21 protein-coding genes are annotated in these 25857 nt (G+C 53.9%); 18 read left to right on the top strand and 3 right to left on the bottom strand.

Annotated elements, in window-relative coordinates; all coding sequences use genetic code 11:
* Nucleotides 1–4: 4 nt before the first annotated feature.
* The 14 genes from OXG87_05550 to OXG87_05485 all read left to right on the top strand — a co-directional run bounded on the left by OXG87_05550 (nt 5) and on the right by OXG87_05485 (nt 18940).
* A complete protein-coding gene (locus tag OXG87_05550; GenBank protein MCY3869003.1) occupies nt 5–847 on the top strand; it encodes a phytanoyl-CoA dioxygenase family protein in 843 nt (280 codons plus the stop codon).
* A 29-nt stretch (nt 848–876) separates the two neighbouring features.
* Entirely contained in the window at nt 877–1536 is a 660-nt protein-coding gene (locus OXG87_05545; GenBank protein ID MCY3869002.1) for an RraA family protein, read from the top strand.
* Between the two features lie 49 nt (nt 1537–1585).
* Entirely contained in the window at nt 1586–3601 is a 2016-nt protein-coding gene (locus OXG87_05540; GenBank protein ID MCY3869001.1) for a hypothetical protein, read from the top strand.
* Between the two features lie 53 nt (nt 3602–3654).
* On the top strand, nt 3655–4893 hold the full coding sequence (locus tag OXG87_05535) for a Gfo/Idh/MocA family oxidoreductase (protein ID MCY3869000.1): 1239 nt from the start codon (nt 3655–3657) through the stop codon (nt 4891–4893).
* A gap of 13 nt (nt 4894–4906) precedes the next feature.
* Nucleotides 4907–6268, top strand: coding sequence for an extracellular solute-binding protein (locus OXG87_05530; protein MCY3868999.1), 1362 nt, complete (start codon nt 4907–4909; stop codon nt 6266–6268).
* Between the two features lie 27 nt (nt 6269–6295).
* Nucleotides 6296–7159, top strand: coding sequence for a sugar ABC transporter permease (locus OXG87_05525; protein ID MCY3868998.1), 864 nt, complete (start codon nt 6296–6298; stop codon nt 7157–7159).
* Nucleotides 7160–7162: 3 nt separating this feature from the next.
* Nucleotides 7163–8002, top strand: a complete 840-nt coding sequence (locus OXG87_05520) for a carbohydrate ABC transporter permease (protein MCY3868997.1) — start codon at nt 7163–7165, stop codon at nt 8000–8002.
* 65 nt (nt 8003–8067) lie between these two features.
* Nucleotides 8068–9186 (top strand): sn-glycerol-3-phosphate ABC transporter ATP-binding protein UgpC, encoded by a 1119-nt coding sequence (ugpC, locus tag OXG87_05515; GenBank protein ID MCY3868996.1) that lies wholly within the window; start codon nt 8068–8070, stop codon nt 9184–9186.
* Between the two features lie 36 nt (nt 9187–9222).
* Nucleotides 9223–11505: an FG-GAP-like repeat-containing protein gene (locus tag OXG87_05510; GenBank protein MCY3868995.1), complete on the top strand. Its 2283-nt coding sequence runs from the start codon at nt 9223–9225 to the stop codon at nt 11503–11505.
* The gene (locus tag OXG87_05505) at nt 11502–12845 is read left to right on the top strand and encodes a tetratricopeptide repeat protein (protein MCY3868994.1); all 1344 of its coding nucleotides are present in this window, start codon (nt 11502–11504) and stop codon (nt 12843–12845) included. The genes OXG87_05510 and OXG87_05505 overlap by 4 nt, the downstream gene beginning before the upstream one ends.
* Nucleotides 12846–12901: 56 nt before the next feature.
* On the top strand, nt 12902–14620 hold the full coding sequence (locus OXG87_05500; GenBank protein ID MCY3868993.1) for a CRTAC1 family protein: 1719 nt from the start codon (nt 12902–12904) through the stop codon (nt 14618–14620).
* A gap of 11 nt (nt 14621–14631) precedes the next feature.
* The gene (locus OXG87_05495; GenBank protein ID MCY3868992.1) at nt 14632–15798 is read left to right on the top strand and encodes a mandelate racemase/muconate lactonizing enzyme family protein; all 1167 of its coding nucleotides are present in this window, start codon (nt 14632–14634) and stop codon (nt 15796–15798) included.
* 68 nt (nt 15799–15866) lie between these two features.
* Nucleotides 15867–17792: a CehA/McbA family metallohydrolase gene (locus OXG87_05490; GenBank protein MCY3868991.1), complete on the top strand. Its 1926-nt coding sequence runs from the start codon at nt 15867–15869 to the stop codon at nt 17790–17792.
* A 125-nt stretch (nt 17793–17917) separates the two neighbouring features.
* Nucleotides 17918–18940 carry an alcohol dehydrogenase catalytic domain-containing protein gene (locus tag OXG87_05485; protein MCY3868990.1) on the top strand — a complete coding sequence of 341 codons (1023 nt, stop codon included), beginning with the start codon at nt 17918–17920 and terminating at the stop codon, nt 18938–18940.
* Here OXG87_05485 and OXG87_05480 read toward each other — a convergent pair.
* The 3 genes from OXG87_05480 to OXG87_05470 are packed head-to-tail and all read right to left on the bottom strand — an operon-like array spanning nt 18937 to nt 21814.
* Nucleotides 18937–19299 carry a cupin domain-containing protein gene (locus OXG87_05480; protein MCY3868989.1) on the bottom strand — a complete coding sequence of 121 codons (363 nt, stop codon included), beginning with the start codon at nt 19297–19299 and terminating at the stop codon, nt 18937–18939. The two genes, OXG87_05485 and OXG87_05480, sit on opposite strands and share 4 nt — an antisense overlap.
* A gap of 16 nt (nt 19300–19315) precedes the next feature.
* A complete protein-coding gene (locus OXG87_05475) occupies nt 19316–20557 on the bottom strand; it encodes a Gfo/Idh/MocA family oxidoreductase (GenBank protein MCY3868988.1) in 1242 nt (413 codons plus the stop codon).
* A 36-nt stretch (nt 20558–20593) separates the two neighbouring features.
* On the bottom strand, nt 20594–21814 hold the full coding sequence (locus tag OXG87_05470) for a DUF418 domain-containing protein (GenBank protein MCY3868987.1): 1221 nt from the start codon (nt 21812–21814) through the stop codon (nt 20594–20596).
* Between the two features lie 203 nt (nt 21815–22017).
* On the opposite strand from OXG87_05470, the gene OXG87_05465 reads away from it, so the two are divergent.
* The 4 genes from OXG87_05465 to OXG87_05450 form a co-directional block, all read left to right on the top strand.
* Nucleotides 22018–23172: an AAA family ATPase gene (locus OXG87_05465; GenBank protein ID MCY3868986.1), complete on the top strand. Its 1155-nt coding sequence runs from the start codon at nt 22018–22020 to the stop codon at nt 23170–23172.
* Nucleotides 23169–23774 (top strand): hypothetical protein, encoded by a 606-nt coding sequence (locus OXG87_05460; protein MCY3868985.1) that lies wholly within the window; start codon nt 23169–23171, stop codon nt 23772–23774. The genes OXG87_05465 and OXG87_05460 overlap by 4 nt, the downstream gene beginning before the upstream one ends.
* A 264-nt stretch (nt 23775–24038) precedes the next feature.
* Complete coding sequence (locus OXG87_05455) at nt 24039–24806, top strand: ATP-binding cassette domain-containing protein (protein ID MCY3868984.1); 768 nt, start codon at nt 24039–24041, stop codon at nt 24804–24806.
* Between the two features lie 20 nt (nt 24807–24826).
* On the top strand, nt 24827–25857 hold a 1031-nt coding region (locus OXG87_05450; GenBank protein ID MCY3868983.1), incomplete at its 3' end, for an ABC transporter permease.

The following is a 25857-nucleotide window of genomic DNA, read 5'->3' as shown; positions in this document are numbered from 1 at the left end:
GGGAATGTCCATCTTAAGCACAGGAGACCGAACCTTTTGGGAAGAGAACGGTTATGTTGTTATTCCCAATGCCGTTCCCCCAGATCAGGTCAAAGCAGCCGAACAAAAAGTCTGGGATTTTCTGGGGATGAGTCCCGATCATCCAGAAAGCTGGTACCCGAATCCTCCCCGCGCGAGTATTATGGTCGAAATGTACCAGGATCAGACCCTCTGGAACAACCGCCAGAATCCCCGCGTCTATCGGGCGTTCGCCGAGATTTTTGGGACGAAGAAGCTGTGGGTTAGCATCGATAGAGCCAGTATGAATCCACCGGAACGGGACGACTGGAAATACTCCGGCAGGTTCCATTGGGATACGTCGTTGGATTTGCCGATCGAATTTTGGGTACAGGGTGTGCTCTATCTAACGGATACTGCCCCCAACCAGGGGGCGTTCTCCTGTGTGCCCGGCTTTCACCGAAAGATCAAGGCGTGGCTGAAGGACCTGCCGCCGGATGCCGACCCCCGGCAGCAGGATATCGAAAGTCTGGGCGTGCGGTCAATTCCAGGCAGGGCGGGAGATCTCATTATCTGGCACAGTGCGTTGCCTCATGGAAGCAGTCCAAATACGGCCGATCTTCCGAGAGTAGCGCAATACATCACTATGTATCCCGCTCAAGAAGAAGATGAAGAAGCACGGGACCATCGGATTGAGGCCTGGCGAGATCGCCTGGCGGGTCTGGTTATCGAAGTAACCGGTAAGCGCTGGGAACTCCGGAAAGAAAAGGAACACGAACTTGGCCTGACAGCAAAATTGTCTCCCCTGGGACGAACACTATTAGGTCTTGATCTATGGGAAGACAATTGAAGAAAAAAATAAAATAGGAGGTCAATTTGATGGATTTTGAAGAGATCAAGCGGCGTCTGTCCCTTCTCGATACCGCGTGCATATGTGATGCCAATAAGGACCTCAGGGCTGTCGATTCTGCCATTCGTCCAATCACCACTGGCCTCAAGCTCATCGGACGTGCACACACTGTGACCTGCCACGAAGACTTTCTTACGGTCGTCAAAGCGCTGAGAGACGCCGAGCAGGATGAGGTTCTTGTCATCGATTCCCAGGGCAGTCGCAGGGCGCTGACGGGCGAATTGTTTCCGACTGAGGCCATGCGCAAGCAACTGGCTGGCGTCGTCATCGACGGTCCCTGCCGGGATACGGCAAAGATACGCACCTTACCTATTCCGTATTATGCCCGTTCAATCTATCCCGTTGCCGGTACCACTTCCAAGATATTCGAGACACAAATACCAATCTCGTGTGGAGGCGTGATCGTGCATCCGGGTGATATTCTTTTCGGCGACGACGATGGTGTTGTTGTGGCAACCACCGCTGAATTGTCAAAGGCTATTCCGATTGCCGAGGATATCCAGAAAAAGGAAGGGCTGTTGCTCACAAAGATGGAAGAGGGGGTGAGCCTGCTTGACATGTTGAATTTTGAGGAACATTCTGCGAAGGTGGGTGCTGGAAAAGAGAGCGAGTTGAAGTTTATCGTTTGAGTTATTACCGCCCACGATGAAAAAAAATGGACATTAGGGCAGATAGGTTATGAATAGCCGAGAACCAGTTTTTGTTCCCTCCAGGGCGACGATTGAATCGACTGCCGTAGATGAGGCGCACCTGTCCTCACCCGCGAAGAAGGAGGGAATTACAACCAGATCGGTGATTCTGGGCGTTCTCTTCGCGGCCTTCGCCAGTCTGTTTCTGACCTATGATGAGTACGTGATTCGCTCCTCGTATCTCAACTTGAGTCATTTTCCTTTGATTGCCTTTCTGTGCTTCCTGGTCCTGGTTATTTTGAACGTCGTTCTGGGTCGTCTGGGTTTTGTGCGCCCGCTTTCGCCCTTCGAACTGCTGATCATCCTGGCGATGGTGATGGCCGGAAGCGTGTTGCCGACATGGCAACTGACGGGCTTTTGGCTGGCGATCATTTCCTCTCCGTACTACTTTGCCTCGCCGGAGAACCGATGGGAGCCATATTTTCACAACTACATCTCTGACTGGCTGGCCCCATCCGACCAGACCGGTGCGATGACGTGGTTTTTCGAGGGTTTGCCAACAGGGGAACGTATTCCCTGGGAAGTGTGGGTGATCCCCCTATTCTGGTGGGTCTGTTTCATCGCGGCGGTGACGCTGGTTTCGGCGTGCATCGTGGTGGCATTGAGAAGACAGTGGATCCATCACGAGAAACTGGGCTACCCCCTGGTGAGTGTCGGAATCGAGATGGCGACAAAATCTGGAGCAGTTGGCTTCAAGCCGGAATTTATGCGTGGAAAGCTGTTCTGGGCCGGGGCGGTGATTCCGTTCGGGATCGTCTGCTGGAACATCCTGACCTATCTTGTCCCGGGCCTCCCGGCCATTCCCCTGGGTGGGGGAAACGTCGTTCTTTACCCGGGTGCGCCGGGTATAAACCTGAACATCCACTTTTTTGCGATGGCGTTCGGTTTTTTTGCGAACTTAGAGGTGCTGTTCAGTATCTGGTTCTTCTTTCTGATCTTTATTGTCGAGGCCTCCATCTTCAACCGCATCGGCTACAGCGCTGGGGAGGGGGCGTACTGGTCGTCCTACAGCGCGGCCACCGGCTGGCAGTGCTGGGGGGCATTCTGGTGTATGGTGTTCTGGGTGCTGTGGACGGCGCGGCACCACCTGAGGAATATGGTGCGCAGTGCCTTCGGAGATGCACGTCTCGCCGGGAACAGCGACGAGATGATGTCTTATCGGACCGCCGTCTTTGGATTTATTCTGGGTATAGTATTCATTCTCTTATGGCTGCACAGCGCGGGAATGAGCTACAAGATGGCCCTGGTGTTGACGGTTTCTACTCTCGTCATATACATCGGAGTGTCGAGGATCGTGGTCGAGACCGGCCTGGCTTATGTGCGAGCACCCATGACGGCGCAGTATTCCACGCTGTATGTGCTGGGGACCGAGACAACCTCGGGGGCCAGCCTGACCGCCCTGGCCTTCACATACTCTTTAGTGGCCCGTGGGACGGGGCTGTTCATGCCGGTGCTGACGCATGTGGGGAAGGTGGCGGATGTGGCCGCACGTTCCCGCAAGGGAATTCTGGTCTGCACCGGCCTGGCGCTATTTGTTTCTCTGCTCTGCTCGGTGTGGGGAACCCTTTATCTGGGGTATGCCCACGGGGCCTACAACTTTAACTCCTGGAAGATCAATTCCGCTGCGCCGAAGGTCCTCAACGACGTGGTCGTGTATATGCAATCGCCATTCCCGACCGATTGGGAGAAGCTGCAATTCTTCTGGATCGGCGCCGGGGTTATGGCAGTGATGACGTTCCTGCGGTACCGGTTTCCGGGCTGGCCGATCCATCCGATTGGATTTGCGATTTCATCCACCTATTTCAGCTACCGAATGACCTTTTCCATCTTTCTGGCCTGGGCGTTTAAATGGATCTTTATGAAGATCGGGGACGCGGCGCTCTACAGGCGGTCCAGGCCGTTTTTTATCGGCATCCTGGTCGGCTGGGCGCTGGGAGTCGCCCTGACAATTCTCGTGGATGCGATCTGGTTTCCCGGTAGCGGCCACCATATCCACGCAGACTAAAGCTATATGGCACGCGCTTGGGCGGTTGACCTTGATCAAAGGAGAAACAGGCGATGGCAAAGACATTGAAGGTTGCTGTGGTCGGGATGGGCCATGGAAGGTCACACGTTCGGGTGTTCAACGAGTACATCGACCAGACGGAAGTGGTGATGGTCTGCGACGTCGTTGAGGAGCGGGCCAGGTCCGCAGCAGAGGAACACGGCATTGGCAAGTGGACCACTCGATACGCCGATGTACTCGCCGAAAAGGATGTGGACCTGGTGGCCCTCTGCACACCCTGCCACTTGCACGGGCAGCACACCCTGGCAGCACTGGACCACTGGAAGCACGTTATGGTTGAGGTGCCAATGGAGAACCAGTCCCTGGAGACGCTCTGGAAGATTGTGTATATGTCTGAAAGGCGCAATCTGAAGGTCCAGATGGACAATCAGCTCCGGTGGATGGCACCTACGGTGCATATGAAGCGGTTGATCGAACAGGGGAAGCTTGGAGAAATCTACTATGTAGAGACGGAATATGTCCATGACATTGAGGGAATTACCATCCGGCAGGATGGTTCTCCGACCTTCCGATGGGGGTTGGGAGAACTGGCTCAGGGATCGATCAGCGCCGGCGGTGGTCTGTACGCCGTGGATAATGCGTACTGGTTGATGGGAGAACAATTCGTCGAGGTGTTCGGGTACGGGAACAAGAAGAATATGCCCTATCGACAGGTGTACGATCACGAAGTAGCGCTTTTCAAAACGGCGAGCGGTGCAATTGCCCGATGCGTCTGTTCAAAGGGGCCAAAGCGGCCCACGATAGAGTATGCCGCCGTGTACGGGACGAAGGGCACGCTGGAGACCTCTGGCCGTGTGCCCCCTCCTCCCGATGGACCGGGTGTCTATGGTTGCTTTGTCGACGAAGATCCGAATTATAGCAGGGGCGTTTATGGGTGGATGTACACGATGTCCGTCAAACAGGAGGATGAGGCTTCAAAGGAGCAGTCGGAACACGGGATGGTGAAAATCGAAGTGCCGCCGCTGATTGTGGATGAGGATATCTCCAGGAGGGTGGGCCACGGCGGCACAGAGTACCTGGCCGACCTCGATCTGGTGAATGCCATCCTGGAGGACTATCAGCCGCCGTGCAACGTCTATGAGAGCGCCCGGTCCTGCGCCGGGGCGATCTGTGCGGTGCAGTCGATCTACGAGGGCAGGCCGGTCCAGGTGCCGGATATCGTGGATAGAAGCGACGCCGTCAAGCGATTTGGACCGCTACCGACTGCACACCAGAACTCAGACGAGCTATAAGGAGATTGAGCCAGTGAGTAATGGAGGAGTGACACGGCGGGAGTTCCTTGCAAGGAGCGGTCGAGCAACTGCCGACTTGGCAGGTCTGTCTCTGGTTGTCTGGCTGACGCCCGGCAGTGTCCGGGCCGCACCGGGGGTTCATCTCACCGTCTGGTGGTGGGGCGAACAGGAGACGCCGGGTCTGCAGCAGTGGGTGCGAGAGACCGTTCACCGATACAAGGCGGTGCATCCGGGCGTTGAGATTGCAACCGTGCTGCAGGCTACGGAATCGCTCTATCCGTCATTCGCCTCCGCCGGACAGGCCCGACAGGGCCCCGATATTCAGTATATGTGGGGTGGGGTATCCACGATGCAGTTCGTCTGGCGGGGGTATGTACATCCGATCAGCGACCTGCTGAGCAAGGACGACCTGGAGCCTGTTTTTCCCGACAGTCTGCGAGAGACCGCCTTTCAGGGGAAAATCTACGGGCTTCCCTGGTATGCGCTTCCCTTCCTGCTCGTTTACAGCAAGCCAGCTTTTGCCCGGGCGGGCCTGGATCCCGATCATCCGCCTCGCACCTGGGATGCGTTCCTGTCGGCAGCAGATCGCCTGCGGGCTGCCGGTTTTGTGCCGTGGGGATATGGTGTGAAGGGTCTGAGCGGTATTGGAAATTTTAGCAGCCTCTTCATTTTGCAAGAATTGGACGATTCTATCGATATTCTCAAGGCCGCTACCGGCGAGGTTCCGTTTATCGATCCTCTGTATTCAGGCTGGCTACACCGCGTGGAGGAGATGATTCGAAAGGGCGTTTTCAACCGGGATGTCTCTTCGCTGGAATACTATCAGGCTCAAAACCTGTTTCTGGCTGGAGAAGCGGCGATGGCCGTTGCTGGCCAGACCAAGGTGAGTTACTTCAGCAAGATGCTGGGAGAGGAGAACGTGGGTGTCATGCTGCCTCCCAGGTTCGGGAGCGGCAGGCTGGCGGGTAGGATGCCGAATACGGCACAGCAGTTGCTTGTGACTTCGTGGTCGGATTACAAGGAAGAAGCGGCCGATCTGCTTTGTTACTTTCATACCCCTGAACGACTGGATAGGATGCATGCCCTGTCGGGAGCAATTCCACCCGACGGGCGCTTTGATCGCAGCAGGCTTGTGCGGTCGCAGGATCGCACAATTGCCGCGTGGATGGAGAGCGAGAGCATGACGAATTACCAGAACTACTGGCCGCCTCAGATGGATCGGGAAAATCTTTTTCCGGCGGTGCAGTCCCTGTTCGCCGGAGCACTATCTGCAGATCGGGCTGCAGGGCAGGTGGACGAGTTCCTCAACCGGTGGCGGGATTCGAACGTGGATATGGTTGAAGAACTCACGACCTGGGCTTCTGAGACCAGGTAGCGTATGCAGGTCAGGAGACAGCGTGTGATGATACAGTGGTCAAATCGTGCGGGGTACACCTTTCTCGTTCCCGCCCTTGCCATTCTCGCCTTCGTGTATGCATACCCTATGGCAAAGGTTATCGAATTCAGCCTGCGGCATAGAGGGACCGGTGTGTGGACGGCGCTGGACAACTACCAGCGCTTGCTGGGCGATCCGATCTTCTGGCAGGCGTTGTGGAACAATGTTGGGTTGTTCTTTCTAATACCGATTCTCGTTGTTCTGTCTCTGGTTTTTTCGTCTCTTCTGTACGAGCGGATCAGAGGCTGGCAGGTGTACAGGTTTTTCATCTTTCTCCCGTACATGATACCGGTTGTGGTTACCGGCATCGCGTTTGGTTATATCCTTCAGTATCGCGGTCTGGTCAACAGGGTCCTCGATTTCGCCGGACTGGGCGGACTGCGCCAGGATTGGCTGGGAGATCCTCAGCTCGCTTTTTTTACCGTAGGGGGTGTGATCGTCTGGCGGGAATTGGGGTTGGGCATAGTCCTTTTCCTGGCCCGCCTGATGCAGGTTCCGGGCGAACTCTACGAAAGTGCGCGTATCGATGGGGCGGGCTGGTGGCAGACGCTTTATTACATCACGGTTCCGCAGCTGAGTACGGTGATTCTGTTTTACACGAGTGTTATGATGATTCAGCTATTTAGCTGGGTATTCAATTATATCTTTGTACTGACCCGGGGCGGGCCCGGCTTCACCACTTACGTGAGTGAATTTTATATCTACCAGCGGGCTTTCAGCTACGACGAGATCGGCGTTGCCTCCGCCTGTTCGTTTGTCGTGGTGTTGCTCGTCGCTGTGGGCCTGACCGGCCTTTTCAGCCTGCTGCGCCGGGTGGAAATCTTCGAGTAGAGGATGCTCGCGATGGTCCAAAGATTTTTTCGGTCGGCCGTGTGCCACTTTGTTCTTCTCGGGCTGTGCATCGTGGCCCTCGTCCCCCTCTACTTTATGGTGGTTTCTGCTCTTAAAGAGCAGATGGCGTTTTTCCAGGATCCGGTGGGATTGCCCTCTTCGCCTGTGCTGGACAATTTTGCCGTTGTCTTTGGCCAGTCGAAATTTGCGCGGTGGATTTTGAACAGCGCTGTTCTCACAATCGCGTCGGTCGGTTTGACGCTCGGTATCTCGTGCTTTGCAGCTTATGCCTTCGCCCGGATCCCTTTCACGGGTCGGCACGTGCTCTTCCGGCTGACCTCGGCGCTGATGGCCGTTCCGGTCATCGCCATGATCGTGCCGCTGTTTGTCTTTATGGTGAAGGTCGGCCTGGTGAACACCTATCCGGCGGCCATTGCGGTGTATTGCGGGTTTATGTTGCCCTATACCACGTTTTTTTTGACTGGCTTCTTCAGCCGGTTGCCCCAGGGGATATTCGACGCAGCCCTGATCGATGGGTGTTCGCACGGGTTGCTGTTGCGCAAATTCGTGCTGCCGCTGTCTCTTCCGGCGATCGCCACCCTGGCCGTCGTCAACGCGCTGTGGGTCTGGAATGAGTTGCTCATCTCCCTGGTGCTCCTGCAGGCCGACGATATGCGCACGCTTATGGTGGGGATCACTGTTTTTCGGGATCGATTCGGCGTCAATGTGCCGGTGACGATGGCGGGATTGCTCGTAGCCGTTTTTCCGATGCTTCTTTTGTACCTCAGTGGTCTGCGCTATTTTGTTTCCGGCCTGATGGTCGGTTCGCTCAAAGGTGAATGACAGCCAGCGGATGGCGGACGGAAACTCAGGAGAGAGATGCGTGTTACCGAAAAGAAGAGGTAGCGATGGCGAGCGTGACTCTGAAGCGTGTGCGAAAGGTGTTCGACAAAGCAGTAGTGGCAGTGGAGGATGTCGATCTCCAGGTGGAAGATGGAGAGTTTGTGGTCCTGGTAGGTCCATCCGGATGCGGGAAGTCGACAATCCTCCGGATGATCGCCGGCCTGGAAGAGGTGACCAGAGGAGAGATCTATATCGGGGGGGTCCTGGCAAACAATCTCCTGCCCAAAGATCGGGATATTGCTATGGTCTTCCAGAATTACGCCCTCTACCCCCACATGACCGTTTACCAGAATATGGCCTTCGGGTTGAAGCTGCGGAAATACCGGAAGGAGGAGATCGACGCCCGGGTACGGGAGGCGGCAGATATTCTGGGAATCGGCGACCTGCTTGGCCGGAAGCCGAAGGCGCTGTCGGGTGGACAGCGACAGCGCGTGGCGGTAGGGCGGGCTATCGTTCGGAAACCGAAGGTCTTTCTGTTCGACGAGCCGCTGTCGAACCTGGATGCCGGGCTGCGCGTCCAGATGCGCACAGAGATCAGCAAGCTGCATATGCATCTGGACGCGACGATGATCTATGTCACCCACGATCAGGTCGAGGCGATGACGATGGGGGACCGGATTGTAGCAATGCGAGAGGGACGAATCCAGCAGATTGGTTCCCCTATCGATCTCTATCGGCATCCGGTCAACCGGTTTGTGGCCGGTTTTATCGGCAGCCCATCGATGAATTTTCTGGAGGGCAGGCTGATTCGAAACGAGGGTGTGGCCTTTTCCAGCGGTGCCATCTGCTTCCCCATTCCAGAGCGATGTGTCGGTTGCCTGCAAGCCTATATCGGCCGGGATCTGGTACTGGGCATCAGGCCGGAACATATTATCGAGGCGTCTGCACCCTACGGACCCCGGGAACGAGGGGAGGTCCGCGCCAGCGTTGAGGTGGTAGAACCGATGGGAAACGAGACCTATCTCTACCTGAGGGCGGAAGATGCGCGGTTTGTCGCCCGTATCTATACGGATTGGATTCCGGCAGTCGGTGAAACGGTTCACCTGGCGTTCAATCTGACCGAAATGCACTTTTTCGACAAGGAGACGGGAGTAGCCCTGATTTCGAACGGAAGGGATGGCTGAAATCTGTTTCAACCTGAATAGAGATGGAGGATGGAAATGCGGGTTTTCTTGTTGTTGCTGATCGCGGTTCCGGTCTGGGCTCTAACTTCGGATCAGGAAGAGGTCGAGGCGCATTATCGGCGCGGAGTCAAATCTATGGATCAGAGCCAGCACAAGCAGGCGGTCCAGGCATTCCGGCGCTGTCTGGAACTCGACGCCTCCCACTACGATGCCCGCGTGCGGCTGGCAGAGATATATCTGCGGCAGCCGATGTTGGGGCGAGCGGCCGATGTGCTCCACCAGGCAATCAAGATCGAGCCGGATCGGGTCGAAGCCCGTCTTGTGCTTGCGGAGGTTCTGGCGACTGAGGGGCGGTTCTTCGACTCCCGACAGGAGATCCAGCAGGTGCTTTTGACCGATCCAGACGGTATCCCTGCGGATGCACGGATGAAGGTTGGCTACCTCCTGGGGATCGCGGGAGGGATGCTTCCCAACCTGGAGGAGGCCAAGAGGCAATTTGAGAAGGTGCTGGAAGTGAATCCCGATCATGTAGGCGCTTCCTTTCAGCTGGGTATCGTCGAACTCAGACTCGGTCAATTTTCTAAAGCCGCAGAGCGCTTCGCATCAATTACCCCGCATTATCCCCAACATTTTGAAGCCCAATATCAACTCGGGGTTGCCCATCTCCGAAGCCAGGATTACCGCAAGGCTATTCCCGCTTTGAAAGAGGCCCTTAAAATCAGGCCGGGCAGCCTGGAGGCCAAATGGGCCCTTAAACTCGCCTACGATCGGGAAGGCGGATATCCAGAGGATTTGGAGGAGAGATATAGACTCAGGCTTTTCCACGAGGATTTCGGAGTTTCTCTCCCTCTGTTTACCGATATCGCTTCCCGGGTGGGAGTCGCGAAGGTGGATGGCGGACGAGGCAGTGCCTGGGGAGACTATGACAACGATGGGGACCTGGATATTTTCGCCCTGGGACATTATGCGCCTCAGGCTCTCTATCGAAACAACGGAGATGGCAACTTCACTGATGTGGCTGTCCAGGCGGGATTGGCCGATATGCCGGGCGGTTTCGCGTCTCTGTTTGCCGACTACGATAACGACGGGGACCTGGATCTCTACGTAACTCGGGACGGCTGGTTTGGTAAGAAGTCGAATTCGCTCTATCGGAACAATGGGGATGGAACCTTCACCGATGTGACGGCGAGTGCTGGCGCAGGAGATTCCGGGTCGAGCTTTGGCGCTGCCTGGGGGGATTACAACAATGACGGGGCTCTCGACCTTTACATCGCCAACGGTGTGGTCGGAGATGCGTCACCCAACGTGCTCTATCACAACAATGGCGACGGCAGTTTCACCAATGTTGCCGCTCAAGCAGGTGTTGCAGACACCCGATCAGCTATCGGGACAGCCTTTGGAGATTACGATAAAGATGGTTACCTGGATCTGTATGTCGTCAATCATACGGAGCCCAATGTCCTTTATCACAACAATGGGGATGGGACCTTTACAGATGTGAGCGAGCGAGCCGGAGTCGCCTCAAGACGGAAGGGATTTGTGACGTTTTTTTTGGACTATGACAACGATGCGGATCTCGATCTTTTCTTTTCATCTATGGCCGATTTCACCGATTATATCCAGAGTCAGGTTGACGGAGAAACAGGTCCGGACGCTTATTATAGCACGCCTGTGCTCTACCGCAATAACGGGGATGGAACCTTTGCGGATGTGACTATCCAGGCGGGGCTGAACAAGGCCTTCGGGTCGATGGGGGCCAACTTTGGCGATATTGACCAGGATGGATATCAGGACCTCTATCTGGCCAACGGGGGCCCGGAGATGGGGCGGTTAGAACCCGATGCCCTTTACCGCAACAACGGGGATGGGACCTTTACGGATGTGACCGCGGCTACCGCCGTAGTCGAACAGGTCGGAAAGGGGCATGGTGTGACCCTTGCAGATTATGATGGTGACGGTGATTTGGATATTTACGTCCCTGTTGGGGGGGCGTTCATAGGGGATCAATGGGTGAATCGCTTATATCGCAACGAAGGGAATTCCAACACCTGGCTGGTGGTTAAAACGGTTGGAACTCAGAGCAACCGGGATGGAATTGGGGCGGCGGTGACCGTGCGTGCGGGGTCGCTGTTATTGTACGCAGAGGTCAGCGGGGGATGCGGCTTCGGATCTACGAATAGCCTTCCGCTGGAGTTCGGGTTGGGGTCCAACAAGCGCGTGGACCTTCTGGAGATTCGATGGCCGAGCGGTGTGGTTCAACGATTTGAGAATCTCCAGGTAAATCAGGTCCTCACGGTGACGGAAGGAGAGGAATTGTGAATGCCAGCTTAAAAAAATGGAAAAAAGGTTGGATATACGCTGTACTCCTCCTGTTGATCGGGCTTATCATCTACCTCTGGCCGTATCCCGAAAAGGAGAAGGGCATGTCCAGGGGGGAGATAAGGTATCATTTAGGGATGGTTCACTTAAACCAAGGCGACCGCGACAAGGCAATGGAGGTCTTCCAAAAAGCAGTCGAATTAGATCCGGATTCTCCGATGCCCTACTTTGGTTTGGGCCTTGTTCACACATCCCATGGCAAATATGATGAGGCGGTGGAGGCCTTCCGCAAGGTGATCGGTCTGAGGCCAGATTTTGTGGAGGCCTCCTATAACCTCGGCCGGGTTCTTGCACAGCAGGGCGAGTACACGGAGGCAATTCGGGCCTATGAAAAGGTGGTCGCGATCAACCCGGATCTGACCCAGGTATATTACAATCTGGGAGAAATCTACATGGAGGGAAAGGAGTATGCCCGGGCCATAGCGGAATACAAAAAGGCGATACAGCGCGATCCAGACTATCGAGATGCCCACTACGCGCTGGGAAATGCTTATTCAAAACAGCGCAAGTATTCGGAGGCCATTCAGGCGTACGAACGAACTCTGGAGATCGATCCGGAACACGCGAAGTCCCACTACGGTTTGGGTATGGCCTACATGAGACAGGGAAAAACCGACGAGGGAGAGCGGGAGTTGGAGATATTCAAACGGCTGTATGCGTATATGGAAGAGGTAGAACAGGCGGAAACCGTCCTTCGACAAAGTCCCAATGATCCCTCTGTTTACGTTGAGTTGGGAGTGATCCACGCGCGCTACGAAAGGTTTGAGCGGGCTGCCAGGACGTTTCAACGGGCGATTGCGCTGGACTCAGTTTCGGTAGATGCACATCACAATCTGGGCCTGGTCTATGCACAGCAAGGCATGTATCGGGAGGCCGAAACAGCATTTCAGAAGGCGATCGGGCTGGACTCGGTTTCAGTAGATGCACATCACAATCTGGGCCTGGTCTATGCACAGCAGGACAAATATCGGGAGGCCGAAACGGCGTTTCAACGGGCGATTGCGCTGAACGCCGAGTTTGCGCCAGCACATGTTGAGTTGGGTGCAGTACATCAGAAGCAGGGGGTGCTGGATAAGGCGATGGCCGAATATCAACGGGCGATTGCGCTGGATCCCCATCTGTTGAAAGCCCATAACAACCTCGGGGTCATCTATGCAGCGCAAGGGCGATTGCTGGAAGCAGTGGCGGCCTGGAAGGCGGCGCTTGCGATCGACCCGACCGATCCCGAAACGAAAAGAAATTTGGAAGAGGCAGAAGAGATCGCACGCAAAACGCCCTAAAGGTGGCGTTACGGATGTGTTGGGACCTGCAAGGTGGATAGAAAGGATCGTTCAGGATGTTCTGGTTTCAATCAGCGCGAGTGTGGACAACCCGTTTCATGATTCTCGTCGCGTTATTTGGCCTGACTTGTAGCCCAAAACGGGATCCAGGCGATGCACAGGGCGTTCGATTTGTGGATATCACGGTTCAGGCGGGGGTCGAATTCCACCACGTCCACGGAGGGAGTGGGCAAAAGTACTTTGTAGAGACGATGGGGGCAGGCTGCGCTTTTTTTGACTGCGATGGCGATGGCGACCTGGACCTGTATGCTGTCAATGGTGCCCCACTTCCGGAGTTTGTAGGAAATGAGACGCCGACGAACAGGCTTTATCGGAACAATGGGGATGGAACATTCACCGATGTGACGGAGCGCGCCGCCGTGGGCGACACGGGATACGGAACGGGATGCGCCACCGGCGACTATGACAACGACGGGGATCTAGACCTCTATGTGACCAATTACGGTTCCAACATCCTCTATCGAAACAACGGGGATGGAACATTCACCGATGTGACGGAGCGCGCCGCCGTGGGCGACAGCCACTGGGGATCGGGGTGCTCGTTTCTGGACTACGATAACGACGGGGATCTGGACCTCTATGTGGCCAACTACCTCGATTACTCATTGGACGATCCGCGAATTGATCTGATCCCCTATATCGTCGATTATCAGGGCGCCGGTGCCTCGGACCTGAAGACATATCCCCATCCGCACAACTTCAATGGTGCGCCCGACCGACTCTATCGGAACAACGGGGATGGGACATTCACCGATGTAGCCGATGCGGCGGGTGTAGCCAATACCGAAGGGAAAAGCCTGGGTGTAGTCGTCACAGACTACGACGACGATGGAGATCTCGATCTGTATGTGGCCAACGATATGGTTGGAAATTTCCTCTATCGGAACAACGGAGACGGGACATTCACCGATGTGGGATTGATCTCCGGGGTCGGTTACAACGAGAACGGCCAGGAGGAGGGAGGCATGGGCGTGGCTGCCGGCGATTACGACAACGACGGATGGATGGATCTGATTGTCACCAATTTCCAGCATGAGACTTATACCCTCTACCGCAACAACGGGGATGGAACATTCATCGATGTGTCATTTGCCTCCGGTACAGGCAGGGTCACCCGGCCTTACCTCGGATGGGGAGTCGGTTTTTTCGATTATAACAACGACGGGTACAGCGACCTCTTCGCGGCCAACGGTCACGTGCAGGACAACATCGAAAAGCTGGACGGATCAACCTCTTATCCACAGCGTAATCTCCTTTTTTGCAATAACGGGGATGGGACGTTCGCCGACGCTTCCCTGAAATCCGGAGATGGGATGCGCCTTGTGAAAGCCAGTCGGGGGACGGCGTTCGGGGATTATGACAACGACGGGGATGTCGATCTGTTTGTCCTCAACTCCAACGAGCGGGCGGACCTGCTGCGCAACGACGGGGGAAATCAGAACAACTATCTGACAGTCCGAACTGTGGGGACGGTGAGCAACCGGGATGGAATTGGCGCCAAAGTAAGGGTGGTCTCCGGGAGGTTGAGGCAGGTGAAGGAGGTGCGGAGCGGATCCAGCTATCTCTCTCAGAACGATCTCCGGGTTCACTTCGGGTTGGGCAGTCGTTCAACAGTGGATACCCTGATGATTCGGTGGCCCAGCGGAACGGTACAGGTACTGAAAAATATACCCGTCAACCAGGTTTGGACTGTGACTGAACAGACAGGCCCATAAGGGATAAAAAGATGAAAATTACCGATATCAAGCCGATGGCGATTAAAATTCCCCGGGAAGATACCTTTGGCGGAAAGGGAGTGGAAGAAGAGCAGGCGAAGGAGCGGACCTACGATGTGCAGCCGGGATGGCGCGGACTCTATTCCCGCCAGACCGAGACGACGCTGGTCAAAGTGGAGACCGACTGTGGCATTGTGGGGTGGGGAGAGGGACAGGCACCAATCGGCCCGGAGGTGACGGCGATGGTAATCGACAAGGTGCTAAGGCCGATTCTGATCGGAAGAGACCCGGCCGAGTGGGGAGTATTGAAACACGAGATGTATCACGCGATGAACCTGCGGGGACACTACTCCGGGTTTATGGTACACGGCCTTGCAGCGGTAGATTCCGCCCTGTGGGATATCCAGGGGCAGAAGCTGGGTGCGCCGGTAGTAGAACTTCTCGGCGGGGCTTTTCGGGATCGAGTACCGGTTTATGTTTCGGGGGTGCGGGGAAACTCAATTGAGGAAATGGCAGAGACGGCACGCGGGCATATATCGGACGGTTTCCGGGCACTCAAGATGTTTTTGGGCTTCGGAATTGAAAGAGATTTAAAACACGTTGAGGGAATTCGAGATGCGGTGGGGCCGAATGTCCGGCTGATGGTAGATGCACTGTGGAATTATGACACACCGACGGCCCTGCAATTGGGACGGCACCTGGAGCGGCTGGGGGTGTTCTGGTTTGAAACGCCGACCAGCCCGGAGGATATTGAAGGCCACGCGGAGATTGCTCGGGAACTGGATATGTTCGTTGCAGCCGGAGAGACCGAGACAACGCGGTACCAATTTCTCAACTGGTTTCAGGCGCGGGGGCTGGATATCGCACAGCCCGATGTGGGGCGTTGCGGAATTACGGAAACCAGGAAAATTGCCGATCTGGCCGAGACGTTCAATATCCCCATTGCGCTGCATGCAGGGATCTGTCTGCCGCCCAGTATCGCGGCTTCAATCCATGTGGCATTGGCCATTCCAAATTTGATTTTCCAGGAGTATCAACCGCTGATGCTCGGTCTTTCCAACCAGTTTTTGAAACGGCCTATCGTGTGTGAGGAGGGCCATTTCCACCTGCCCGAAGGGTCGGGGCTGGGGATTGAGATGGATGAAGATGCCCTATCTCAATATGTGATTTATCCATAACAGGTAATATCCGTTGAGATCGTCAATCAATGAGCGATCGATAGCCGGACTTGAACGAGGTGATGGGTATGATTTTTTCTCAGGACGACGCGACTGGTCAAGTGACGCTTTCACCAGAGGGACCCTTTGTCACCGGCTCATATGTGACCTTGACATTAACGCTTACAACAGGCGTGGACGGCCTGGCTGAAGGTGCGCGGTTGCGTGTTGGGATGCCCAATACCGGGTGGGAGCCTGTTGTGGTGCCCCAACTCCGATACTGGGACGAATTGGTGCGGGGAAAAGATCGAAAGTACGCCCCCTTTCATTCGGTCAACACGACAGCAGAGGTGGTCACCCAGGGGGACGCTGTGCTGCACCTGGAAACGATGGAGCGCATGTTGATTCCCGATGAAGACCCGGCGGAGGCGTATTGGCGATGGTGGATCACGGCGACGGTAGAGGATGGGCCTCTGGCCGGAGGAGACCAGATTGTGTTGACTTACGGTGACCCCCGATTTGTGAGACGCGGTGTACGGATTCAAACCTTTCCGGAAGAAGAACTAACGATTTCGGTATATGTGGATCCGGGCGATGGGAATTGGGTGCGCCCCAGAGGGGCGCCGGTTGAACTGGACGTGGTGTCAGGCGCTCCTGCACGGGCCAACGTAGTAGTCCCATCAGTGATTACAGGGCCCGTACCCCCGGTGCGGATTGCCCTGACAGATGCCTGTCACTGCCGTCCGAAGGACGATCCGCCCAGGTCCCTGGTCCTGCGCGACGCGCGCTGGCGCCAGGTGGATAATATCCAATTTTCCGGATTGCAGCCGGTTAAAGTGGAACTGGAAAATTCGGGAGCCGTTTTTGAGGGCGTGACGCTGACCGATTCGGAGGGAGAACAGATATGGGGGACTTCCAATCCGTGCATTCACTCGGATGAGAAAAATTTGCAGCTTTTCTGGGGGGATCTGCACGCTCAGAGCGAATATCACGTGATGCACTCGCAAAAAAAGGACGCCCGCCAACCGGGCTGGTCCAAGGGCATTTCCTGCGGCACGCCGGACGATGTGTATCAGTACGCCCGGGATGTGTCGCTGCTCGATTTTGTGGCCATTACCGATCAGGGCGCGATTACAGGCGTGGGCTGGGAGCTTCTCCAGCAGAAGGCTATCGAGTATTACAGACCGGGAGAATTTGTGACGTTCAAGTCCTATGAGGCCGGCTCTCCAGTGGGCCATCGGAATGTGTATTTTCGGGACGTTGCGGTTGAGCCGCCTCAGGATGCCGGGACGTTCAGCTATATGCCCGATTTTCTGTACGAGTACTATCGGGGACGGAAGGATGTGATGCTGATCCCGCATCACGTCAAGACGTGGACGGATTGGTCACTTCACGATCCGGACCTGGAGCCTTTGATGGAGATCTATTCGTGCTGGGGACAATCTGAAAATCCCTCAATGGACCGGTGGGACAAGGGGATGACGCCGGGGGCTGGGGCATGGGAGGCACTGAGACGGGGTTACCGACTGGGTATGATCGCCAGCAGCGACAACCATGTGGGCATGCCGGGACGGAGCTATCAGCACGACCGACAGGCCCATACGCCTTTTCCAGGGGGACTTGCAGCGGTCTGGGCGCCCGAGTTAACACGGGAGGCGCTGTTCGATGCGCTCAAAAGCCGTCGCTGTTACGGCACTACGGGTGCTCGCATTATCCTGGACTTCACACTCAACGATCAGCCTATGGGGAGCATTCTGGAGGTCGAGAGGGGCGAGGTACCGAGAGAAATCTATGCCTACGTCCGGGGTACAGACGCGATTGATCGCGTTGAGGTCGTGCAGAACGGGAAGGTCGTTGAGACTGGAACGCCCCCCCACCGGGATAGACAGGATATCTATCGCTTGCAGTGGCTGGACACCACAGCACTTGAGGCGAATGCCTATTACTACATCCGCGTAATTCAGACCGATGCCGAGATGGGCTGGTCGTCTCCGATCTGGGTGGAGCGGGTATAGAGAAGTCGCCCTTGCACCGCATCCGATGTCTCCTCCACACAAACAGTGATTGCCTACCATGTAAAGATTGTGCATAATAGCAAAGTAAACGAAAAAATACACATTCTCTATACTGAACAAATACCATGCGCGCTGTACGCAAACTAAAACCCGGCCCTGGACACATCGCCTTATGCGACATTCCAGAACCGGATATCGAACACCCCGACGACATTAAAATCGCCGTTCAGCTCGGTGGACTCTGCGGCACCGATCTCCACATCCGCCACGGCGGTTATGGCTCTCGCCCACCTGTCACACTTTGCCATGAACTTTCGGGTGAAGTCGTCAAAGTCGGCGCCAATGTTACCCGCATCAAAATAGGCGATCGCATCACAGTCCTTCCCACGGCAAATGGCGCGTGTGGGTACTGTCGCTATTGTCGGGCCAGCGAATTTTTCTTTTGCCCCCAGCGCAAATCCGTTGGCAGCATGCGCGACGGCGGATTTGCCGAATACTGCGTCATCCCCCAAAACCTCGCCTTCCCGCTTCCCGAATCTGTCTCCTATGACACCGCCGCGCTTGTTGAACCCCTCGCCTGCTGCATCAAAGCCGTTCTTTTTCACGCAAAAATCGTACCCGGCGACCTGGTACTCGTTTCGGGTCCCGGTCCCATTGGTCTGATGTGTGCCGACCTCGCCAGACTCGCAGGCGGGCGCGTTATAGTCTGCGGAACAGACCGCGACGCCCATCGCCTCGCTATGGCTAAAAGTGCAGAACACACCGTGGATGTCACGCGCGAAAATATATCCGAATGTGTCCGCTCGCTCAACAGCGACGGCGCCGATATTGTCATCGAATGTGCTGGTGCTGCCGCCTCCATCAATCAATGCCTCGACGCTGTGCGTCCCCTCGGCACATTCACACAGGTAGCACTGATCGAACACCCCGTTGAAGTGAACTGGGGCAAAATCATCTACAAACAGCTCTCCATAAACAGTTCTATTGCCCAGAACTGGCCCAGTTGGCAACGCGCCCTCGAAATGGTCATCGACAAAACAATAGATCCCTCGGCATACATATCCCACAGGCTGCCACTCGAAAATTGGGAACAGGCATTTGATGGCGCAGAGCGACAAGAGGGATTAAAATACGTCCTTTACCCTTAACCCACCGGCACAGTCACCAGGATGTGTTCAATCCAATCGTCGCTGTCATTGATCAACTGGTGATACGTATAAGGCGGTAAATGCACGGCATCGCCTGGCTCAACGGGATAAATCTCGTCATCGATCTTCATCTTGCCATGACCGCGCGTAAAATAATAAATCTGTTCTTTGTCATCGTGCATGTGATAATCGCCCGCCTTGCGGCTCTGCATCATATGCAGGGTAAATCCCGACGCCGCCAACATCGGTGCTTCTTCCTCGCTCAAACCAGCAGACCCCTTCTGCCTGAAAATCGACCAGATCAACGCCGTTTCATGGCCCACTGTGGGCGTGGCATCTTGCCAATTGCGAATCACCATCTGTCTTTCCTCCATTTTAAGTGTTGATGTTCAACGCCGCATCGATCTCCGCCTGATATTCATACAACTCTCCGCTTTCGATCTCTGCTGCCGTCACAGTGCGACCTGCGCGAGCAGACTCGCAAATCGCATAAATCGCCGCAACATCCTTCATTCCCTCAATACCATCGACCTCAATCGGTTCATCATTCAGAACAGCACAGGCGAGTTCGTATTGTTCATAAGCGATCAATTTCCAATCCACTGCCTGGTCGCCCACACTGTTTTTCGTGGGAAAAAAATGATCTAAGAGAGGATGCAATTCAAAATCGTCAACAGCATCTAAAATCGCATTCTGATCTCTCACCTCGCCATCTGCCGATTGCCATATCGCCTGACTCCCGCGACTCCCGTAGCTCTGCAAACACCCTTTATCGCCTAAAATCAACTGACTGCGGCATGCGCCGTGCCCCCCAATGCCCATAATAAAACTCACCATCACGCCGCTTTCCATCTTCATCATCGCCATTGACGTATCTTCTGCCGTAGCGGGCACTTCATCGGGCATCGCGAGAAAACGCTGCTGATAAAATTCATACCGATCACCGATAGACTGTTGTTTTTTGCGCACTGGCTCCACCAGGCGCGTATCGCCATACACCTCGACCACATCGCCGAGTTGATACCGAATCAGATCCGCATAGTGTACCCCCATATCGATCAAGGGTCCCCCGCGGTCTTTTAAATGCCGCCAGGGCGTAATAAAAATTTCATTGCCGCCGCGCAAGGCGTGGAGCGTCGCCATATAAGGCGTTCCGATCCGCCCGGTATCCAACAAATGGCGCGTCAGCCTTGCCGAAGGATCGCGCCGATAATTTTCAGCAACCGACAGTTTTCGCCCGTTGCGCTCCGCCGCCTCATTCATAGCATGGCATGCTTTGACAGAAATAGCCATAGGTTTTTCAACCAGCACATGCAACCCCAGATCCAGAGCCTCACACACCACCGTGTGATGCACCGACGGATCAGTGACCACATCGACCGCCATCAAATCGGGAATCGCCTGCACCATCTCTTCTATGGACGTAAATACGGGAGGTTTTGAACCGAGCAACTGCTCGGCCTCTCTCGCAGCCATTTCTGCATTGTCTCGATTGAGATCGCACAAAGCGCACAATTCAATATTATTAAATGGCGTCTTCGCCAGTTCGCGCAACCCATACAAATGGCGCGTCCCCATACCGCCACAACCAATCAGAGCGAGTTTGAGTTTATCCATATCTTCTCCTTTGAATCGTGTGAAACAAAATTCGCGCTATCGTCCCGGGACCCGCCAGTAGGTCAGTGCCCGCCAACTCCATTCCAACGGGCCATATCGAAAACGTCTCATCAGCAACGGCGACCACCAGAGTTGGAGGCCCCATACAACGATGACAACTATGGCCTGTTGCCAGCGTGCAACCCGCCCGAAAAGCCCGAATCCATGCCCATAAAAAATAGTCGTGCAGATCAGCGTTTGTGCGATATAATTGGTAAACGCCATTCGCCCGGCTGCTGCCAGGCGCATCTGTAACGCAGAGAACCATCCGCGCCGAACCGCCAACATCACAATACCCACGTATCCAAATGCCATAGAGAGGCTACCCCAGTAGTTGAACTGCGACCCAAGGAACATCGAACGCTCCCAGTTCCATCCGGCCGCAAAATTCCACCAGGCTCCAGCAGCAACAATCGGCACGCCCACACCGAACCCGATGAGCGCGAGGCAGCAGTAGAATCGGTCATTGCGGGCCGTACTCAGGATGTGCCAACGGTAGAGGGCCATGCCCAGCAGCATGATACCTGCGGATTGCCAAAACACTTCAATTGGCAGGACCGTCGTGTGCATTCCCAGTGTATCGCTAGTCCGTTGTGCCTGCTGTGCGAACCAGCCGCTACGATAAGCGAGCAACTCCGCATCAATTTTGGCCGCATCTGGTGCCCACGTCGCGGTGATATCAGCCACATCTTTTTCGGGAATAAACTCTGTTGTCAGACCTATTCCAATGGACAGCACACTCGCCACTGCAAAAACAACGAGGCCAATGACCACCAGCGTCCGCGGCGAACGATTCCTAAAAAGAAAGAGGACGGAGCCGCAAAGCGCGTAGGCAACCAATATATCGCCCGACCACAAAAAATAGGCATGCACAAGGCCGAAGACGAGCAGATAGAATGTGCGGCGGTAGTGCAAGCCAGCGGAGCGACCACTGCGAGCCTCGGCGCGATCGGCAAATAGGCAGACCCCAGCACCAAAGAGCATTGAAAAGATTGACATAAACTTCTGATCAACGAGCAGGTAGCTAACCAGCCAGGTAAAAAAGTTGATACCATTGAGATCGCCGTAAGCCGTCGGGTTCAGGTACGCCGCCCCAGGCATTGCAAATGACTGGATGTTCATGACCAGGATACCAAGCACAGCAAAGCCGCGCAACACATCCAGACTCTCAATGCGATCTGCAACCTCAACAGGGCTGTTTAGAACGCGTTGGTCCATATTTTCACCTTATAGATTTGCTTACAGGGAATATATGCCATTATTAAAATTGAACACACTATATCTGATACCGCGCGCATCGCACTTACAAAATGCTTGCCCAACACACCCATCTCGAATAAGTTTATTAATGCTGTTATTTCTACTGCTAAAGATCATGTTTCCATGGATGAGCCATTTAGATTTTCATGGGAGTTATTGTTATGATGATCAAACGTCTTATTGTAAAAAACTGGCGCAATTTTCGAGAATTCGATGTTCCATTGCGCGAGCGTCAGTTTGTCGTAGGTGCAAATGCGTCCGGTAAGTCTAATCTTCTCGATGTTTTTCGCTTTCTTCGAGATATTGTAAAAGCAGAAGGCGGCGGATTGCAGAAAGCGGTCAAAGACCGCGGAGGTGTATCTAAAATCCGCAGCCTGGCGGCGCGACAAGATCCGGAAATTGCAATCGAAATTCACCTTGCAGACAATGCAGAATCCCCCGAAACCTGGCGATATGCGATAGGAATTAGGCAGGAACCTCGAGGTTATCGCCAGCCTTTTCTCACTTATGAACGCGTGTGGAAAGGTGATCAACAGATTCTTGATAGGCCAGATGCAGACGACGAAGGGGACCCACAGCGACTTACACAAACCTTTCTTGAGCAGATCAATGTCAATGCAGACTTTCGAGAGATTGTGCTTTTCTTGCGAGACATTACCTATTTACATCTGGTTCCTCAACTTTTGCGGTTTGCCGATTCGATTCAGGGCAGAGTTGTTGAAGATGACCCCTTTGGGCAAGGATTTTTGGAAAGAATTGCTACAGTCCCTGAGAGAACGCGCCGTTCCCGGTTGCAAAAAATTGAACAAGCCCTAAAAATTGCCGTGCCCCAACTTGAGCAATTGGAATTTATTCGCGAAGCAAACACGGGAAGACCTCATTTACAAGCCCTTTATTCCCACTGGCGCCCGAATGCGGGCTTACAACGCGAAGATCAATTTTCCGATGGAACGCTTCGTCTCCTGGGCTTATTATGGTCTCTTCTCGAGAGTGACTCCGTACTCTTATTGGAAGAGCCAGAGTTGTCATTAAATGCGGGCATTGTCTCTCAACTCGCACCGTTTATTTCCAGGATGCAAAGAAGCAGACGCCCCCAGGTATTTGTGAGTACACATAGCGATGCATTGCTTACAGAAAAAGGCATTGATGGCGGAGAAGTTTTGTTGCTTACACCAGCACGGGAAGGAACAGCGATTAAAATAGTCTCTGATATTGATGAAGTACAGACGCTCCTCGAAGCTGGTTTTACAGTTGGTGAAGCCGTGCTTCCAAGAACCAGACCTGAACATGCCGAACAGTTGAGCTTTTTAGAATGAGATCAAACAAAGTAATCCTCGCTGTTGAGGATACACTCAGCGATGCAGTTTCGACTAAAATTCTCGAATACTTTGACCTCGAAATCGTACAAAGAATCGGAAATAAAGGCAATTCTTACTTAAAAGAAAATGCCCGTAACCTCAACCGTGCAGCCAGAGGGTTTTATAATGTCTTTTTGTTGACAGATTTAGATTCTCCTCAAAATTGCCCGCCAAAGCTCATTCAGTCCTGGATTGGAGCACCTCTAAATTCTGGATTTTTCTTTCGCGTTGCAGTCATGGAAATCGAATCCTGGATTATGGCGGATCGCAGGGGCATCGCAAAATTTCTATCAATACCACTCAATCGCATTCCATACAACACCGACAATATAGAAAAACCCAAAGAGTTTCTCGTTTCGCTTGCACGAAGAAGTAGAAAGGGAAAATTAAGACGAGAACTGGTTCCGGTACCTAGCGCGACAACCGCAAAAGTAGGCACTGGATTTAATGCGCGTTTTACCGAATTTGTACGAGATCATTGGGATTTAGAACGCGCTGCTTCTGTATCTGCAAGTTTAAAGAGAACATTGGACCGAATCAGTAGTTTGCACTCTGTATAAATGTATTTCTAAGGATCTATATTCCCAACGCAATCTCTCTTCAATCTCCACACACCTCGCCACGCTCAACACCCCCAATGACTCCTAATCCATACCTGTAGTTCACGGACGAATAGATGCAGGCTTCTGTTTTAAACAAAAAACCCAATATAAAAATGTCCTCTTGCATTTTGAAACAAAATTGGGTAACTCTATCACTAATATGAAAAAGTAATGGGAGATTTCTGACTATACGCTATTCAACCCGCAATCGCGGAGTGCATTATGGTTATCGCAAAAAATATTGTCAAAACTTTCAAATTATCGCGGCAGCAAAAACGCGAAATGGGAGATGGTTTTCAGGGCAACACCATCGACGCAGTATGCGACATCAGTTTCACCTGTCAGCCCGGTCGCGTCTTCGCGCTATTGGGTCCCAATGGCGCGGGAAAAACCACCGCATTGCGCATGATTGCCACCATGCTCAAACCCACTTCGGGCAGCATATCTGTCGCGGAATACGACACTGTAACACAAAGTCAAGCCGTACGCGAAAACCTCGGCTTTCTCACCGGCAACACGGGATTGTACGATCGCCTGACGCCCAATGAAATGGTGCGCTACTTTGCCGACCTGCACGGCATGACCAGTGCCGATTACAACACGCGGCGCGACCACCTCTTTGCCCTCCTCGACATGGAAGCCTTTGCAAACCGCCGCATTGGCAAACTCTCCACGGGCATGAAACAAAAAGTCTCCATTGTACGCACGATCATACACGACCCCGATGTCATTGTATTCGACGAACCCACCGACGGTCTCGACGTCGTCACCTCGCGCAATATCGTACATCTCATCCGCGACTGTCGAAACGCGGGAAAAACCGTCATCTTTTCCACACACCGCATGGGTGAAGTCAGCCTGCTCAGCGACGACCTCGCCATCATTCACAAAGGCCAATTGCAGTTTAACGGCACACTAAAAGACTTTCACAACCAGATGCAAACCCCCACGCTGGAAGACGAATTTATCCGCATCGTTGAACAGGCATAGATTTGCTATAAGAGGTCCCCATGAAAACGATCTTCACCATCTTCAAAAAAGAATTTAAGGACATCACGCGCGACCGGCGTTCGATGATGATGATGTTCATCATACCAATGCTGTTATTCCCGCTGTTATTTACAATTGCGGCTGTCTTTACTACTCGTCAGGCCCAAAAAGTCAGAACCAAAACACTTGTAGTTGCCCTGATCACAAATGGCAATGCAGAGGCATTCCGCGAAACCCTTCTCAACCGCGACGACCTGAAAATACGAGAAGACATAACAGAAGACATAATCCCTCAGCTCATCCGCTCCGACAGCATAGATGCAGCCATTCGCGTTGACGAGCAATTCGATGCCCAAATCGCCGACTTACAGCGCGGCCAGATCCATCTCTATTTCAAATCCTCCAGAGATATGGACGCATCTCGCAATCGCCTGACAAGTCTGATTCGAGACTACGAAAACCAGATCATCAATGACCGATTCCAACGGCTTGCCCTCGACCGCACAATTGTGGATCCCGTGCAGGTCAGACGCCACGATATTGCTTCTCAACGGGAAAGAATCGGAAAAAGCGTGGGAGGTTTTCTGCCCTATATTTTTGTCATAATGTGTTTTATGGGATGTATGTATCCAGCCCTTGATCTGGGCGCAGGAGAAAAAGAACGCGCCACCCTCGAAACACTACTCGTTGCTCCCGTCAGCAAAATTCAGATCTTGCTGGGCAAATGTGGTGTAATTGTCCTATCGGGATTTGCGTCAATCGCCAATAGTTTTATCGGTTTTTTTATCGCCGTTATGTTACAACGAGAAATTGTCGCAAGAATCCTCGACGCGCTACAGGGCATGTTCGAAATATCATCCATCCTCCTGGTCCTTTCTCTGTGTCTGCCCTTAACCATCTTTTTTGCCGCCGCCTTAATGTCCGTCTCCATCTTTGCCAAATCTTTCAAAGAAGCGCAGAGCATTATGGCGCCCCTCAACATCATCATTATTATTCCCGTGTTTATCGGCCTCTTGCCCGGCATCGAACTCAATGCCATCACATCGCTGAT

The sequence above is a fragment of the Gemmatimonadota bacterium genome (genome assembly GCA_026706845.1).
Taxonomy (GTDB): Bacteria; Latescibacterota; UBA2968; order UBA2968; family UBA2968; genus VXRD01.
This window is presented reverse-complemented; position numbering and strand designations above follow the sequence as displayed.

Coding starts and splice junctions, on each gene's coding strand:
- OXG87_05465 (MCY3868986.1), top strand. CDS start 22,018: ATGATGATCAAACGTCTTATTGTAAAAAACTGGCGCAATTTTCGAGAA.
- OXG87_05485 (MCY3868990.1), top strand. CDS start 17,918: ATGCGCGCTGTACGCAAACTAAAACCCGGCCCTGGACACATCGCCTTA.
- OXG87_05510 (MCY3868995.1), top strand. CDS start 9,223: ATGCGGGTTTTCTTGTTGTTGCTGATCGCGGTTCCGGTCTGGGCTCTA.
- OXG87_05460 (MCY3868985.1), top strand. CDS start 23,169: ATGAGATCAAACAAAGTAATCCTCGCTGTTGAGGATACACTCAGCGAT.
- OXG87_05545 (MCY3869002.1), top strand. CDS start 877: ATGGATTTTGAAGAGATCAAGCGGCGTCTGTCCCTTCTCGATACCGCG.
- OXG87_05480 (MCY3868989.1), bottom strand. CDS start 19,299: ATGGTGATTCGCAATTGGCAAGATGCCACGCCCACAGTGGGCCATGAA.
- OXG87_05475 (MCY3868988.1), bottom strand. CDS start 20,557: ATGGATAAACTCAAACTCGCTCTGATTGGTTGTGGCGGTATGGGGACG.
- OXG87_05525 (MCY3868998.1), top strand. CDS start 6,296: ATGATACAGTGGTCAAATCGTGCGGGGTACACCTTTCTCGTTCCCGCC.
- OXG87_05540 (MCY3869001.1), top strand. CDS start 1,586: ATGAATAGCCGAGAACCAGTTTTTGTTCCCTCCAGGGCGACGATTGAA.
- OXG87_05535 (MCY3869000.1), top strand. CDS start 3,655: ATGGCAAAGACATTGAAGGTTGCTGTGGTCGGGATGGGCCATGGAAGG.
- OXG87_05500 (MCY3868993.1), top strand. CDS start 12,902: ATGTTCTGGTTTCAATCAGCGCGAGTGTGGACAACCCGTTTCATGATT.
- OXG87_05495 (MCY3868992.1), top strand. CDS start 14,632: ATGAAAATTACCGATATCAAGCCGATGGCGATTAAAATTCCCCGGGAA.
- OXG87_05490 (MCY3868991.1), top strand. CDS start 15,867: ATGATTTTTTCTCAGGACGACGCGACTGGTCAAGTGACGCTTTCACCA.
- ugpC (MCY3868996.1), top strand. CDS start 8,068: ATGGCGAGCGTGACTCTGAAGCGTGTGCGAAAGGTGTTCGACAAAGCA.
- OXG87_05550 (MCY3869003.1), top strand. CDS start 5: ATGTCCATCTTAAGCACAGGAGACCGAACCTTTTGGGAAGAGAACGGT.
- OXG87_05470 (MCY3868987.1), bottom strand. CDS start 21,814: ATGGACCAACGCGTTCTAAACAGCCCTGTTGAGGTTGCAGATCGCATT.
- OXG87_05520 (MCY3868997.1), top strand. CDS start 7,163: ATGCTCGCGATGGTCCAAAGATTTTTTCGGTCGGCCGTGTGCCACTTT.
- OXG87_05455 (MCY3868984.1), top strand. CDS start 24,039: ATGGTTATCGCAAAAAATATTGTCAAAACTTTCAAATTATCGCGGCAG.